13 protein-coding genes and 2 tRNA genes are annotated in these 14,303 nt (G+C 73.6%); 8 read left to right on the top strand and 7 right to left on the bottom strand.

All coding sequences use genetic code 11. From position 1 onward, the window contains the following. Window positions 1-214 precede the first annotated feature (214 nt). Window positions 215-1,240, top strand: a complete 1,026-nt coding sequence (locus tag ACFLFB_RS07390) for a zinc metalloprotease (protein ID WP_392545062.1) — start codon at window positions 215-217, stop codon at window positions 1,238-1,240. A 66-nt stretch (window positions 1,241-1,306) separates the two neighbouring features. Here ACFLFB_RS07390 and ACFLFB_RS07385 read toward each other — a convergent pair. Next, a tRNA-Gly gene (locus ACFLFB_RS07385) sits at window positions 1,307-1,377 on the bottom strand. A gap of 103 nt (window positions 1,378-1,480) precedes the next feature. Between ACFLFB_RS07385 and ACFLFB_RS07380 the strand changes: the two genes are divergently transcribed. Next, window positions 1,481-1,554 (top strand) — tRNA-Pro (locus ACFLFB_RS07380). Window positions 1,555-1,936: 382 nt separating this feature from the next. Here ACFLFB_RS07380 and trmB read toward each other — a convergent pair. The 4 genes from trmB to ACFLFB_RS07360 form a co-directional block, all read right to left on the bottom strand. Continuing rightward, window positions 1,937-2,614, bottom strand: coding sequence for a tRNA (guanosine(46)-N7)-methyltransferase TrmB (gene trmB, locus ACFLFB_RS07375; RefSeq protein ID WP_392545061.1), 678 nt, complete (start codon window positions 2,612-2,614; stop codon window positions 1,937-1,939). A gap of 23 nt (window positions 2,615-2,637) precedes the next feature. Beyond that, window positions 2,638-3,744: a PP2C family protein-serine/threonine phosphatase gene (locus ACFLFB_RS07370; protein WP_392545060.1), complete on the bottom strand. Its 1,107-nt coding sequence runs from the start codon at window positions 3,742-3,744 to the stop codon at window positions 2,638-2,640. A gap of 126 nt (window positions 3,745-3,870) precedes the next feature. Next, entirely contained in the window at window positions 3,871-4,341 is a 471-nt protein-coding gene (locus tag ACFLFB_RS07365) for a ribose-5-phosphate isomerase (RefSeq protein ID WP_392545059.1), read from the bottom strand. A gap of 1 nt (window position 4,342) precedes the next feature. Continuing rightward, on the bottom strand, window positions 4,343-4,969 hold the full coding sequence (locus ACFLFB_RS07360) for a disulfide bond formation protein DsbA (RefSeq protein WP_392545058.1): 627 nt from the start codon (window positions 4,967-4,969) through the stop codon (window positions 4,343-4,345). 120 nt (window positions 4,970-5,089) lie between these two features. On the opposite strand from ACFLFB_RS07360, the gene pepN reads away from it, so the two are divergent. The 6 genes from pepN to ACFLFB_RS07330 all read left to right on the top strand — a co-directional run bounded on the left by pepN (window position 5,090) and on the right by ACFLFB_RS07330 (window position 13,178). Continuing rightward, the gene (pepN, locus tag ACFLFB_RS07355) at window positions 5,090-7,645 is read left to right on the top strand and encodes an aminopeptidase N (protein ID WP_392545057.1); all 2,556 of its coding nucleotides are present in this window, start codon (window positions 5,090-5,092) and stop codon (window positions 7,643-7,645) included. After that, window positions 7,632-8,600 carry a mechanosensitive ion channel family protein gene (locus tag ACFLFB_RS07350; protein ID WP_392545056.1) on the top strand — a complete coding sequence of 323 codons (969 nt, stop codon included), beginning with the start codon at window positions 7,632-7,634 and terminating at the stop codon, window positions 8,598-8,600. Before pepN ends, ACFLFB_RS07350 begins: the two co-directional genes overlap by 14 nt. Beyond that, on the top strand, window positions 8,597-9,004 hold the full coding sequence (locus ACFLFB_RS07345) for a globin (protein WP_392545055.1): 408 nt from the start codon (window positions 8,597-8,599) through the stop codon (window positions 9,002-9,004). The genes ACFLFB_RS07350 and ACFLFB_RS07345 overlap by 4 nt, the downstream gene beginning before the upstream one ends. Before the next feature lie 60 nt (window positions 9,005-9,064). Further along, window positions 9,065-10,843 (top strand): glycoside hydrolase family 13 protein, encoded by a 1,779-nt coding sequence (locus ACFLFB_RS07340; protein ID WP_392545054.1) that lies wholly within the window; start codon window positions 9,065-9,067, stop codon window positions 10,841-10,843. A 1-nt stretch (window position 10,844) separates the two neighbouring features. Beyond that, entirely contained in the window at window positions 10,845-11,654 is an 810-nt protein-coding gene (locus ACFLFB_RS07335; RefSeq protein WP_392545053.1) for a glycerophosphodiester phosphodiesterase family protein, read from the top strand. A 138-nt stretch (window positions 11,655-11,792) separates the two neighbouring features. After that, window positions 11,793-13,178 (top strand): MFS transporter, encoded by a 1,386-nt coding sequence (locus ACFLFB_RS07330; RefSeq protein ID WP_392545052.1) that lies wholly within the window; start codon window positions 11,793-11,795, stop codon window positions 13,176-13,178. On the opposite strand, the gene ACFLFB_RS07325 is transcribed toward ACFLFB_RS07330, so the two are convergent. Then, a complete protein-coding gene (locus ACFLFB_RS07325) occupies window positions 13,160-13,840 on the bottom strand; it encodes a hypothetical protein (protein WP_392545051.1) in 681 nt (226 codons plus the stop codon). The two genes, ACFLFB_RS07330 and ACFLFB_RS07325, sit on opposite strands and share 19 nt — an antisense overlap. After that, complete coding sequence (locus ACFLFB_RS07320; RefSeq protein WP_392545050.1) at window positions 13,837-14,292, bottom strand: acyl-CoA thioesterase; 456 nt, start codon at window positions 14,290-14,292, stop codon at window positions 13,837-13,839. Before ACFLFB_RS07320 ends, ACFLFB_RS07325 begins: the two co-directional genes overlap by 4 nt. Window positions 14,293-14,303 lie beyond the last annotated feature (11 nt).

The following is a 14,303-nucleotide window of genomic DNA, read 5'->3' as shown; positions in this document are numbered from 1 at the left end:
GCCGGCCGGTCCGCACGGGACCGGCACGGTCCGGGGTCCGCGCGGGCGGCGCCCGGATCGGCACCAAACGTCAATGGTAGCGGGGGGCGCGAGCGCCTCCCAATCCGTGCCCGTCGATGGTCGGCCGCCGCGGACCTCCCTTTCGCGCCTCCGCGCAGGTAGCGTCCCCCCGCAGCGCGCCCCGGACCGGGGTGCCCGACCCAGGAGGACCCGGATGTCTCCCCTCTCGCTCGCCACGCGACGCCTCGGCGCCGTCGTGTCCGTCGCCGCCGCCACCGTGGCGCTGTCGGCCGTCGCCGTCACCGCACCGGCGGTCGCCGCCGGCGACGCCTCGACCCCCTGGTCGGCTTCGGCCCTCGACTGCGGCCCCGCCAACGCCCTCGCCCTGGGCCTGGGCTCGAGCGCGGCTCGCGTCCGCGACGACGCCAAGGGCGTCGCCGAGCCCAAGCTCTACCCCGACAACGAGGCCAAGGCCTACGGCGTCCTCCCCGACAAGCCCTACCTCGGCGACGGCAGCGTGACGATCAGGACCGTCTTCCACATGATGGGCGGCGACGCCTTCACCGATGCCGAGAAGGCTCGCTGGAACACCCTCATCGCCAACCAGATGACCGTCCTCAACGACTCCTTCGGCGGGCGCACGGCCGCGCTGGCCTCGAAGACCCCGTTCCAGTTCGAGCTGGCGAAGACCACCTGGACCGTCAACCCCGCCTGGTACAAGGTCACCCCGGGCAAGGTCGAGCGCGACATGAAGGCCGAGCTGTACGAAGGTGACTCGCGCGTCCTCAACGTCTACGCCGCCGACATCGGCGACGGCCTCCTCGGCTGGGCCTACTTCCCGAAGGGCTACAACAACGGCCGCGACTTCATCGACGGCGTCGTCATGCTCGACGAGTCGATGCCCGGCGGGGTGGACCCCGAGACCGGCAAGCCGTGGAAGTACGGCCTGGGCGACACCCTGACCCACGAGGTCGGCCACTGGCTGATGCTCGACCACACCTTCAACAAGGGCTGCTCGGCCGCCGGTGACTACGTCGACGACACGCCCAAGGAGGCCCAGCCGCAGTTCAACTGCCCGGACGCCCCCGACACCTGCCCGGCTCGGGGCCTCGACCCGATCCACAACTTCATGGACTACACGCAGGACTCCTGCATGAACATGTTCACCAAGGGCCAGGCCGAGCGGATGAGCGACGCGTGGCGCGCCTTCCGCGCCAGCGGCGTGGGCGGCAAGGGCTGACCTCCGCCCCTGCTCGATGACGAAGGGCCCGGTTCCCCTGGGGGGTTCCGGGCCCTTCGCCGTCGGAGCGGGTGACGGGAATCGAACCCGCGTAGTCAGTTTGGAAGACTGGGGCTCTACCATTGAGCTACACCCGCGCACCTCGTCGGCGTGCACCGCGAGGGCAGCGATAGCCTAGGGCGCTCGCTCGCGGGATCCGAAATCCGACGCTCGTCTGCATCGGTCCAGTGCGCGTTTTCACGGGGTATGGCGCAGGTTGGTAGCGCGTCCGCTTTGGGAGCGGAAGGCCGCCGGTTCAAATCCGGCTACCCCGACGATCGGACGGTGCGCGAAGCGCACTGGGCCGACGACGGGGGTGCCGGATGCAGGGAGCCGACCGGGGCACCGCGACGAAGGAGCGGAGGCCCCGGGCGGCGGCTCCGGCTACCCCGACGATCGACGGGTCGAGGTGAAAGACACCCCTCTGCCGGTCGCATTTCACCTCGAACCGAGGAGCCCCTTCTGGTTCGAGGTATTGCACGGGTGTGGGACGCCGGGCGAATACCTCGAACCGTTGCGGCACCCGCCCGGTTCGAGGTGAAAGAGACCCCTCTGCCGGTCGGATTTCACCTCGACCCGGGAGCTGCTCCGCTGGGTCGAGGTACTCCGGCGGCGTGCAGCACCGGGCGGACACGTCGAACGCCGGGGGCGCGGGCCTCAGCGGAGGGTGGCGGTGAGCTCGGTGACGCTGCGGCCGGCGCGCACGCCCTTGGCCTCGAAGCCGGCGTCGGGACGCCACGGCGGGCGCTCCCCCTCGACGACGTCCCACCGGCCGTGGTGGGCGAGCTGGGCGCGGGTGTGCTCGGCGTAGACGTCCTTGTCGGTGGCGATGCGCAGCACCCCGCCCGGCACGAGCCGCGAGGCGATGAGGGTCAGGGTGTGCTGCTGCACGAACCGGCGCTTGGCGTGCTTGTTCTTCGGCCAGGGGTCGGGGAAGAACAGGTGCACGGCCGCCAGCGAGCCGGGCGACACCCGCTCGCTGAGGAAGGGCAGCGCGTCACCGGGGTGGGTCCACAGGTTCTCGACCCCCGCCTCCGCCGCGAGCGCGAGCATCCGCGCCACCCCGGGCACGTGGACCTCGACGGTGACGAGGTCGACCTCGGGGTGCGCCAGGGCGAACGCGACGGCCGCGGCGCCGTGGCCCGAGCCGATCTCGAGGACGACCGGCGCGGTCCGCCCGAACGCCTCGGCCGGGACGAGCGGCCCCTCGGGCAGCGAGCGCGAGGGCAGCAGCGTGGCCATCCGCTCGTCGGTCAGGGGGCTGTTGCGCCAGCGGGGCGTGAAGGTGCGCACGCCCTCTCGGGGCTCGTGGTCGAGCACCGGGTCGGATCCCACGGTGAGCGTCCTCTCGAACGGGGTCAGAGTCGACGGACGGCGAGCGCCGCCCGGTCGTCATCCTCTCCCGAACGCGCCGACTCGCACACCTCGCGGGCGACGTCGCCCTGCCCGAGGATCGACACCGACGCGACGCCGAGCATCCGGTCGATGCCGTCGACGAGGTCGCGGCCGCGCGACTCGATGACGCCGTCGGAGTAGAACAGCAGGGAGTCGCCGCGCTCCAGGCGCCCGGTCTGCCGCGGGAACGGTGCCCCGGGGACGACCCCGAGCAGCGGCCCGCGCCCACCCTCGAGCAGCGACCACCGCGCCCGGCCGCTGGTGTAGCGGGCCGGCGAGGGGTGCCCCGCGTTGGCCACCGAGTAGTCACCGGTGCGCAGGTCGAGGTCGAGGTGCACGGCGGTGGCGAAGCCCTCCTCCCACTCCTGGCGCACGAGGTACTCGTTGGCGGCGCGCAGGAAGTCCGACGACGGCACGGCGCCGAGCAGCGCCCCCAGCGCCCCCGACAGCAGGAGGGACCGCGTCCCCGCCCGGGTGCCCTTGCCGCTGACGTCGACGAGGACGACCTCGAGCCGGTTGCGCGACGGGCTGAGGTACGCGACGACGAAGTCGCCCGAGAAGCGCTCGCCGTGCGCCGACAGGACGCAGGACGTGGCCGCCCAGCCGTCGGGCAGGGCCGGCATCCGCCCCACCGAGGCGATGCGGTCGCGCAGGTCGGCGAACATCCGGTCGCCGCCGAAGCCCCGGGTGCCGACCCGGGCGCGCGACTGGGCGGCGAGCACCATCATCAGCATGACGACGAGGATGGCGAGCAGGACGAAGGAGAACCGGGTGACGCCCAGCCCCGACCGCGGCGCCCAGACCCCCATGACGACCGCCACCGCGACGTAGACGCGCATCAGGCGGCGCGGCACGAGGGCCAGCCCCGCCAGCACGATGAGCGGGAAGAGGAGGGCGAACGGCACCTCGGCCGGGAAGCGGATGATGAGCAGCCCGACGACGAGGGTGGTCGCGATGAACACGACCTCGAGGGTCGGCTCCGACTCGGAGGCGGTCCTGCGCAGGGTGGCGAAGCGCCCGGAGAGCGTGGACCGACCGTCGTGGGTCTCCAGGCGATCGGCGCCAGCCATTCACACCCCCTGAGATCGGTTGGGCCGCGGCCACCCTAGTGGCCGCGGCTGGGGAAGGACCAGAGGCTCGCGAGGACCCCCACCCCGTCCTCGCAGGTCAGGACGGTTCCGGCGGGGTCGAACGGGTCAGGCGGGCAGCGGCGGGAGGGTGCCGTCGGCCTCGTAGCCCGCGACCATCTCGATGCGGCGGGCGTGCCGTTCCTCGCCGCTGAACGCCGTGGCGAGGAAGGTGCTGACGATGGCCCGCGCCTCCTCGGCAGCCGTGAACCGGCCGCCGATGGAGACGACCTGCGCGTCGTTGTGCTCGCGCGCGAGCGACGCCAGCTCGGGGGTGTAGCAGAGGGCCGCGCGGATGCCGGCGACCTTGTTCGCCGCCATCTGCTCGCCGTTGCCCGACCCGCCGAGGACGACGCCGAGCGAGCCCGGCTCGGCCGCGACGGCCTCGGCCGCGCGCAGGACGAAGACCGGGTAGTCGTCGGCGGCGTCGTAGGTGTGGGGGCCGTGGTCGACGACGTCGTGCCCCTCGGCCTCGAGGAAGGCGCGCAGGTCCTGGTGGAGGTCCCAGGCGGCGTGGTCACCGCCGAGGTGGACGCGCACGTCAGGCCTGCGTGTCGAAGATCGGCCCGACGGTGCGGCTGCGCTTGATCTCGAAGAAGCCCGGGGTGCCGGCGACGAGCACGCACCCGTCCCAGAGCCGGCCCGCGGCCTCGCCCTTGGGGGCCGGGCTGACGACCGGCCCGAAGAACGCGACGCCGTCGACGGCGATGACCGGCGTGCCGACCTCGTCGCCGACGAGGTCGATGGCGCGCTGGTGGCTCAGGCGCAGCTCCTCGTCGTGGTCGTCGGAGTCCGCGGCCTCGGCGAGCTCGGCCGGGAGGTCGAGGTCGGCGAGCGCGCCGGCGATGGCCGTGGGGTAGTCCTCGCCGCGGTGGTGGATGCGCTCACCGAGGGCGTCGTAGAGCGGCTTGACGATGTCGTCGCCGAACTTGTCGCGGGTGGCGATGACGACACGGACCGGGCCCCAGCCGGCCTCCATGAGGTCCTTGTACTTCTGGGGGAGCTCATCGCGGCCCTCGTTGAGCACGGACAGGCTCATCACCGACCAGGTGACGTCGACGTCGCGGACCTGCTGCACCTCCCCCATCCAGCGGGAGGTCATCCAGGCCCAGGGGCACAGGGGGTCGAACCAGAACTCGGCGGAGTGGCGCTCGGTCATGCCCGCCATCCTGCCATCCACCGGGGACGTCCGAGGAAGCGCGTGCCGGGGTGAGAGGATGGTCCGCCGCGGAGCCCTCACCCCGGGCCGCCGCCCCCGACACCACCGACGCCCCCGCAAGGAGACCCCGTGCCCGGCACGAACCTCACCCGTGAGGAGGCCGCCACCCGCGCCGCCCTCGTCACGGTCGACACCCACGACGTCGTCCTGGACGTGACGAGGGGTCCCGACACGTTCGCGACGACGAGCACCATCGTGTTCACGTGCGCGCAGCCCGGAGCCGAGACCTTCCTCGACTTCATCGGCGCCTCGGTGGAGTCCGTGACGGTCAACGGCACCGCGCTCGACCCGGCCACGCACTTCGCCGACAGCCGGGTCCGCCTCACCGGCCTGGCCGCCGAGAACGAGGTCGTCGTCGCCGCCACGGGCCGCTACACCAACACCGGTGAGGGCCTGCACCGCTTCGTCGACCCCGTCGACGACGAGGTCTACCTCTACAGCCAGTTCGAGGTGCCCGACAGCCGCCGCATGTACCCGGTGTTCGAGCAGCCCGACCTCAAGGCCGCGTTCGCCTTCACCGTCACCGCGCCGGCCCACTGGGAGGTCGTCTCCAACTCCCCCACCCCGGAGGCCGAGCCGGCCGCCGAGGGCAGCGCCACCTGGCGCTTCGCCCGCACGCCGCGCATCTCCAGCTACATCACCGCGCTCGTCGCCGGCCCGTACGACGTCGTGCGCTCCTCCACGCCCTCGCGCCGCGGCGACGTGCCGCTGGGCATCTTCTGCCGTCGCAGCCTCACGCCGTACCTCGACGCCGACACGCTGTTCGACCTCACGCGCAAGGGCTTCGCCTTCTTCGAGGAGGAGTTCGACTGCGCGTACCCGTTCGAGAAGTACGACCAGCTCTTCACCCCCGAGTTCAACGCGGGCGCGATGGAGAACGCCGGGGCGGTCACCTTCAGCGAGATCTACGTCTTCCGCTCCAAGGTCACCGAGGCGCTGGTCGAGCGCCGCGGCCTCACCGTGCTCCACGAGCTGGCCCACATGTGGTTCGGCAACCTCGTGACGATGCGCTGGTGGGACGACCTGTGGCTCAACGAGTCGTTCGCCGAGTGGGCGTCCACGACCTGCCAGGCCGAGGCCACCGAGTGGGTCGACGCGTGGACCACCTTCGGCACGCACGAGAAGGACTGGGCCTACCGCCAGGACCAGCTCTCCTCCACCCACCCGATCGTCGCCGAGATCAACGACCTGCAGGACGTCGAGGTCAACTTCGACGGCATCACCTACGCCAAGGGCGCCTCCGTCCTCAAGCAGCTCGTCGCCTACGTCGGGCGCGAGCCGTTCCGTGACGGGCTGCGCGCCTACTTCGCCAAGCACGCCTGGGGCAACACCACCCTCGACGACCTCCTCACCGAGCTCGAGACGACCTCCGGGCGCGACCTGCGCACCTGGTCCAAGCTGTGGCTCGAGACCGCCGGCGTCGCGACCCTGCGCCCCGTCATCGAGGTCGACGACCGCGGCCTGATCTCGTCGGCCGTGGTCGAGCAGACCGGCGCCCCCGGCTACGAGACGCTGCGCCCGCACCGCCTGGGCATCGGGCTGTACGCCGTCCGCGACGGCGTGCTGCACCGCACCGACCTCGTCGAGGTCGACGTCGACAGCGGGCACACCGAGCTCCCCCAGCTCGTCGGCCGCGAGCAGCCCGACCTGCTGCTCGTCAACGACGAGGACCTCGCCTACGCCAAGATCCGCCTCGACGAGCGCTCGCTCGCCACGGCCCTGGCGCACCCGCGGGGCTTCCCGAGCTCGCTGCCGCGCGCCCTCTTCCTCGGCTCGGCGTGGGACATGACCCGGGATGCCGAGATGGGCGCGCGCCGCTTCGCCGACCTCGTCCTCGCCACCCTCCCCGGCGAGTCCGACTCGACCCTGCTGCGCACCCTGCTGGGCCAGCTGCAGATCGCGGTCTTCCTCTACACCGCACCCGAGCACCGCGAGGCCACCCGGGCCGCCACCCGCGACCGGCTGTGGGACGTCGCGCGCTCGGCGGAGCCCGGCAGCGACGCCCAGCTCCAGCTCGTCTCGGCCGCCGCGGCCCTGACGACCGCGGGCGACGACACGACGCTGCTGCGGGCCCTGCTCGACGGCACCGAGACCGTCGACGGCCTCGAGGTCGACTTCGAGATGCGCTGGACCCTCCTCACGGCGATCGTCGCCGCGGGCGACGCCGGTGCCGACGAGGTCGAGGCCGAGCGCCGCCGCGAGGACACCGCCACCGCTCGCGAGCGCGTGGCCCGCGCCCTCGCCGGCCGCCCGACGGCCGAGGCGAAGGAGGAGGCCTGGGTGCAGGCGGTCGAGGGCGACGGCCTGCCCAAGGCGATGGTCGCCGCCGCCGGGGCCGGGTTCACCCGGACCGGCACCGACCCCGCGCTGCTGCGCCCGTACGTCGAGCGCTACCACGCGATGCTCGACACGGTCCACGCCCGCAAGGGCTCGCACGCCCTCGTCGAGACCGTCGTGCAGGTGTTCTACCCGCGTCCACTGGTCGACCGCGCGCTCGTCGACGCCACCCAGGCGTGGCTCGACGCCCACCGTGACGCCCCCGCCGCCCTGCGCCGCCTCGTCGCCGAGAACCGTGACCCGATGGTGCGCGCGCTCGCCGCCCAGGAGCGCGATGCCCGTGACTGAGGTCCACACCGCCCTCGTCCCCGACCTCAGCCTCAAGGGGTTCGTCCTCACCATCGAGCAGGTGCAGGAGTGGCTCGTCACCGACGGGCTCCGGGTGCTCCTGACGCTCGTCATGGCGGTCCTCGCCGTGTGGGCGCTGCGCCGCCTCATCGACCGGGTCGTGGCGACGATGACGTCGAAGTCGGCCAGCCGGCTCGCGGAGTCGGGCCGGGCCGGCAAGGCCCTGGCCACCGCCACCGGCCTGGCCACCGAGCGCCAGCGCCAGCGGGTCGGCACCATCGGGTCGCTGCTGCGCAGCACCGTGACCTTCACCGTCGGGACGATGGCGGGGCTGACGGTCATGGCCCTGCTCGGCATCCCGCTCGGGCCGCTGCTGGCGTCGGCGGGCGTGGCCGGTGTGGCCATCGGCTTCGGCGCGCAGAGCCTGGTCAAGGACTTCCTCGCCGGGATCTTCATGATCCTCGAGGACCAGTACGGCGTGGGCGACGTCATCGACACCGGTGAGGCCATCGGCACCGTCGAGGAGGTCACCCTGCGGATCACCCGCCTGCGCGACGCCGACGGGGTCACCTGGTACGTCCGCAACGGCGAGATCATCCGGATCGGCAACAAGTCGCAGGGCTTCTCCACCGCGCTCGTCGACATGCCGGTGTCGTACGCCGAGAACGCCGAGCGCGTCATCGCCATCATCCGCGAGGTCGCCGTCGAGATGGGTGCGGACCCGGAGTGGGCCGACCGCCTCTCCGAGGAGCCGAAGGTGCTCGGCGTCGAGTCGATCTCCGGCGCGACGATGACGATCCGCACCATCGCGCAGTGCTCGCCCGGCGAGAACTTCGCGGTGCAGCGCGAGCTGCGCGAGCGGATCAAGAACGCGCTCGACGCCGCCGACGTCAAGGCTCCCCCGCTCGGGCCGTTCGGCGGTCCCGTCGGCAGCCCGCCCGGGGGGCGGCCGTGAGCGTCTACGAGGAGGTCGGGGGCGCACCGACGTTCCAACGGCTCGTCCACGCCTTCTACCAGGGCGTCGCGACCGACCCCGAGCTGCGGGCGCTGTACCCGGACGAGGACCTCGCGGCGGCGGAGCGCCGGCTGCGGATGTTCCTCGAGCAGTACTTCGGCGGGCCGACCGCCTACAGCCGGGAGCGCGGCCATCCCCGCCTGCGGATGAGGCACACGCCGTATGCGGTGACCCTCGACATGCGCGACCGCTGGATGCGGCACATGCTCGCCGCGATGGACACCCTCGAGCTGCCCGAGCACCACGCCGAGGCCATGCGCGACTACTTCCTGCGGGCCGCCCACATGCTCGTCAACACCGACGACGGCGCCCCGCCGCACGCCGGCCCCTCGCTCACCGGCTGAGGGGGCCCCCGGCGTCTCGCGGGGCGGTTGCGTTTCGCGTCGTGGCCCCGGTTTGGAAGCATGGTGCGGGTGACGCAGACAGCCGCCGAGGCCCCCACCCTGACCGTGACCGCACCGGGCGAGGTCGTGCACCCCGCCGACGCCCCCGACGCACCCTGGTGGCGCGACGCCGTCATCTACCAGGTGTACCCGCGCTCGTGGGCCGACGCCGACGGTGACGGCATCGGCGACCTCCCGGGCATCACGAGCCGCCTGCCCTACCTGCGCGACCTGGGCGTCGACGCCCTGTGGATCAGCCCGTTCTACGTCTCCCCGATGAACGACGCCGGCTACGACGTCGCCGACTACCGCGACATCGACCCGCGCTTCGGCACCCTCGACGACGCCGACACCCTCGTCGCCACCGCGCACGGGCTGGGCATCAAGGTCGTCCTCGACCTCGTGCCCAACCACACGAGCAGCGAGCACGCGTGGTTCACGGCCGCCCTCGCGGCCGGCCCCGGCAGCGCCGAGCGCGAGCGCTACCTCTTCCGCGACGGTCGCGGCGCCTCCGGCGAGGAGCCCCCGAACAACTGGCCCTCGGTGTTCGGCGGGCGCGGCTGGACCCGCGTCACCGAGGCCGACGGCACCCCCGGCCAGTGGTACCTCCACATCTTCGACACCACCCAGCCCGACCTGAACTGGGAGCTGCCCGAGGTGCGCGAGGAGTTCCTCGCCATCCTGCGCTTCTGGTGCGACCGCGGCGTCGACGGCTTCCGGGTCGACGTCGCGCACGGCCTGGTCAAGGAGGACGGCCTGCCCGACTGGTACGGCGCCGTCGGCCTCTACGACGAGGTCGCCGAGACGAAGGGCGACGACGGCGACACCACCGTCCTCGACCACCACGGCACCGGCCGTCCGCCGATGTGGGACCAGGACGGCGTCCACGAGATCTACCGCGCCTGGCGGCAGGTCCTGGACTCCTACGGCGCCCCGGACCGCATCCTGTGCGCCGAGGCGTGGGTGACGCCCGAGGAGCGCCTCGCCCGCTACGTGCGCCCCGACGAGATGCACCAGGCGTTCAACTTCGACTTCCTCGAGACGCCCTGGGACGCCCGCCGGCTGCGGGCCGTCATCGAGGCGAGCCTGCGCAGCAACGACGCGGTCGGCGCCCCCACGACGTGGGTGCTCTCCAACCACGACGTGGTCCGGCACGCGTCGCGCCTCGGGCTCGACCAGAGCCTGCCGCGCCCCAACGGCATCCGCGAGGACGACCCCCAGCCCGATGCCGTGGTCGGCCTGCGGCGCGCCCGGGCCGCGACCGCCCTGATGCTCTCGCTGCCCGGCGGGGCGTACCTCTACCAGGGCGAGGAGCTCGGCCTGCCCGAGCACACGAGCATGCCCGCGGAGTTCCGCCAGGACCCGACCTTCCACCACACCAAGGGCACGGTCACCGGCCGGGACGGCTGCCGCGTGCCGATGCCGTGGGCCAAGGACGCGCCGAGCCTGGGCTTCGGGCCCGGGGACAGCCCCTGGCTCCCGCAGCCCGACGCCTACGCCGACCTCGCCGTCGACCAGCAGGAGGGCGTCGCCGGCTCGACCCTCGAGCTCTACCGGACCCTCCTCGCCATCCGCCGCGACCTCGGCCTCGGCGGCGCGGCCCTGGCGTGGGACGACCTGTCGTCCGAGACCGTCGTCGCGCTGCGCAGCACCCCGGCGGAGGGCGGGGCCGTGGTCGTGGTCACCAACACCGGCGAGCTCCCCGTCACCCTCCCGGACGGCGAGGTCCTCGTGGCGTCCGGACCGCTCGACGGCGGCCTCCTCCCCACCGACACGACGGCCTGGGTGGCGGTGGGCTGAGGTGCGGGCCAGCGACTTCGCCTACCTGGCCACCCCGACCCCGCTCGCCCTGGCGCACCGCGGCGGGGCGGCCTACGGGCCGAACGTCGGCATCGAGAACACCCTCTCGGCCTTCCGGCAGGCGGTCGCCATGGGCTACCGCTACCTCGAGACCGACGTGCACGCGACGCGCGACGGCCAGGTCGTCGCCTTCCACGACACCGTGCTCGACCGGGTCTCCGACGTCAGCGGCGCGGTGGCCGCGCTGTCGCTGGAGCGGGTGCGCCAGGCCCGGCTCGACGGCCGCGAGTCGATCCCGCTGCTGTCCGAGCTGTTCGAGGAGTTCCCGGAGACCTTCGTCAACATCGACATCAAGGCCGACACGGCGCTCGAGCCGACCGTCGCCGAGATCCGGCGCCACGGCGCCACCGAGCGCGTCTGCATCGGGTCGTTCTCGGAGCGTCGGCTGCGGGCGGCGCGGGCCGCGCTGGGACCGGGCGTGGCGACCGCGGCCGGGCAGGTCGGCACCGCCCTGCTGCGCTTCACCCCGGCCGGGCTGAGCCGGCTGCTGCACACGCCGGCGCCGGTGCTGCAGATCCCGGCGCTGCACCGGGTCCGTGGCCGCACGGTCACCCTCGTGACCCCGGGGCTGCTCCGGCGCGCGCACGCCCTGGGCAAGCACGTGCACGTGTGGTTCCACGCGTGGTCGCGCGAGGACGCGGCCGAGATGCACCGCCTGCTCGACCTCGGGGTCGACGGCATCGTCACCGACCACATCGACGTCCTGCGCGACGTCCTCGCCGAGCGCGGCCACCCGCTGACCCCGGCCTGACCGGATCGGACCGACCTCCCGCCCCGACCGAGCCCACCCTCGACAAGGACCCGCCACCGCGCGCGCCTCCATGGGCCGTTCGGCGGGACTTCCTCCCCGCGGCCCCGACGCGCGAGCGCCACGTCTAGGGTGGGGACGATGCGTGCCGCGACCGGGATCCGTGGAGACGGGCCGCTCAGCAGGACCTACCTCGAGGTCACGCTGGCGGTCCTCGCTCTCGTCACGATCGTGGCCTTCGAGTCGATGGCGGTGTCCACCGCGATGCCCAGCGTCGCCCGCGACCTCGACGCCGTGCGGTCCTACGGGTTCGCCTTCTCGGTCATGCTCACCGCCCAGCTGCTCGGCATCGTCCTGGCGGGCGTCTGGTCCGACCGGTCCGGCCCGCTGGCCGGGACCGTCGTGGGCCAGGCCCTCCTCGCCGGTGGCTCCGCCCTGTGCGGCACGGCGATGAACTTCCCCGTCTTCCTCGTCGGGCGGGCGCTCACCGGGCTCGGGGGCGGCCTGCTCGTGGTGATGCTCTACATCATCGCCGGGCGGGTGTACCCGGAGGACGTGCGCCCGCGCCTGTTCACCTACGTCTCGGCCGCGTGGGTGCTCCCCTCGCTGCTGGGCGCCCCGATCTCGGCCGGCCTGACCACGCACCTGTCGTGGCGCTGGGTGTTCTGGGGCGTCGTGCCCCCGGTGCTGCTGACGATGCTCGCCATCGCGCACGCCCGACGCCGGGTCAACACCTCCGACCTCACCGCCGCCGTCACCAGCCGCGACCGCTCCGCCCACCTGCGCGCCGCCTGGGCCGGGCTGGGGATCGCCGTGGCCGCCGGGGCGCTGCAGTACGGCACCCACCACCTGCGCCTCGAGTGGTCGCCCCGGACCTTCATCGCCCTGCTCGGCCTCGTCGGCGTCGTCGTCGTCGCGCCGATGCTCGTGCCCGCCGGCACCTGGGTGATGAGGCGCGGCATCCCGAGCGTCATGCTCGCCCGCGCGCTGTTCACCGGCGCGTTCTACGCCGGGGTCACCTACGTCCCGCTCTTCCTCGTCGGGCAGCGCGGCACCAGCCTGCAGACCGCCGGCCTCGCCCTGGCCGTCGGCGCCATCGGCTGGGCGGCGGGCGCCTGGTACCAGGGCCACGACGCCCTGCACCTGCCCCGCTACCGGCTCGTCGAGGTGGGCGGCGTGCTGCTCGCGTCGGGGCTGGCGCTCGTCGGCCTGGTGTCGGCGCTGCACCTCCCGTGGCCGATCGCCCCGCTCGGGCTCGTGCTCATGGGCCTGGCGATGGGCCTGGGCGTCACCACCACCACGGTCCTGGCCCTCGAGCTCAGCCCGATGGAGGACCACGGCTCGGCGTCCTCGTCACTCCAGCTGGCCGACGTCCTCGGCAGCGTCATCGGGATCGCCGCGGCCACCGCCGTCTTCGCGGCCAAGCACGTCCCCGGTCAGGACGACGGGCTGTTCGGCGTCATCTTCATCGGGCTCGCGGTCATCGCGGCCATCGGCATCCCGGCAGGTCAGCGCATCAGGACGTGACCGCCGGGCGCGGTGAGCCGGATCCACCGGTTCGAGCGCAGCACCCGCACCACGGAGCCCGGCTCGAGGAAGCCGAGCGCGTAGGCGGCGAACGCGCCACCCGCCCGCACCGGGACGTCGGTGGGGCCCACCGACCCGCCGGCCATCAGGTCCGGATGGGGGCCGGTCGCCTCCCGCACGTCGCGCGCCCACACCCGGTCGCGGACCAGGCCGGCGGCCGCGCCGCGCTCCTTGACCGCCTCGGTGACCTCGGCGAGGCCGACGCGGGCGACGTCGGCGAGGAGGTCGGCCGGGAGGTCCCCGAGCGGCTCCCACGGGCCGCGGGGCGGGGTGACCGCGGCCCACGCCGCGAGGGCGCGGGTGGGCGGCACGGGGAGGTCGGCACCGCCGGACCCGGGCCGCGCGGTGCGGTCGGTGACGGCGCCGAGCGGCACCACGGCATCGAGGGTGGCCGGCTCGGCGAGCGCGAAGGTCCGCAGGCCGAGCACGGTGCCCTCCGCGAGGATCCCCGAGCCGGGCAGCACGCCCACCCAGGCGGCGAGGACGTCGCCGGTGGCCTGGAGGCGCATCGCCCCGTCGGCCTCGAGGGCGCGGGCACGGGCCGCGAAGCGGCCGAGGTCGTCGAGGGCGGCGGCGTCGACGAGGCGCAGGAGGTCGGTCACCGGCCCGCCCACCGGAAGCGCACGGGGTCGCCGCGGTGGGCGGCGAGGGCGGCGCGGTCCTCGGGGGTGAGGCGGCGCGGGCGCGCGGTGGCGAAGTCGTAGTAGGCCAGCCCGGTCTCGGCGTAGGCGTAGACCTGCTCGCCCACGTCCTGCGGGTCGCGCACGACGTAGCCGAGGTCGAAGCCGGCGCCGTGCACGTGCGTCACCCACATCTCGACCTCCACCGGGGCGGGCCGGTAGGTGAGCGGGGCGCGGTACTCGATGGCGTGGCGGGTGACGACGATCCCCTCGTCGAGCATCGACACGCGCCCGACGAACCACTCGCGGATGCCGACGACGCGCGCGTCCTCGAGGAGCCGGAGGTACTGCACGTTGTTGACGTGGCCGTAGGCGTCCATGTCGGACCAGCGGAGCGGGACCTGCACGCGGTAGGGCTGCGACTCGTCGGGCATGGGGCCATCCT

The organism is Oryzobacter telluris, from assembly GCF_043099285.1.
GTDB lineage: Bacteria > Actinomycetota > Actinomycetes > Actinomycetales > Dermatophilaceae > Oryzobacter > Oryzobacter telluris.
This window is presented reverse-complemented; position numbering and strand designations above follow the sequence as displayed.

Coding starts and splice junctions, on each gene's coding strand:
- ACFLFB_RS07390 (WP_392545062.1), top strand. CDS start 215: ATGTCTCCCCTCTCGCTCGCCACGCGACGCCTCGGCGCCGTCGTGTCC.
- ACFLFB_RS07370 (WP_392545060.1), bottom strand. CDS start 3,744: ATGGCTGGCGCCGATCGCCTGGAGACCCACGACGGTCGGTCCACGCTC.
- ACFLFB_RS07360 (WP_392545058.1), bottom strand. CDS start 4,969: ATGGCGGGCATGACCGAGCGCCACTCCGCCGAGTTCTGGTTCGACCCC.
- ACFLFB_RS07350 (WP_392545056.1), top strand. CDS start 7,632: ATGCCCGTGACTGAGGTCCACACCGCCCTCGTCCCCGACCTCAGCCTC.
- ACFLFB_RS07340 (WP_392545054.1), top strand. CDS start 9,065: ATGGTGCGGGTGACGCAGACAGCCGCCGAGGCCCCCACCCTGACCGTG.
- ACFLFB_RS07330 (WP_392545052.1), top strand. CDS start 11,793: ATGCGTGCCGCGACCGGGATCCGTGGAGACGGGCCGCTCAGCAGGACC.
- ACFLFB_RS07320 (WP_392545050.1), bottom strand. CDS start 14,292: ATGCCCGACGAGTCGCAGCCCTACCGCGTGCAGGTCCCGCTCCGCTGG.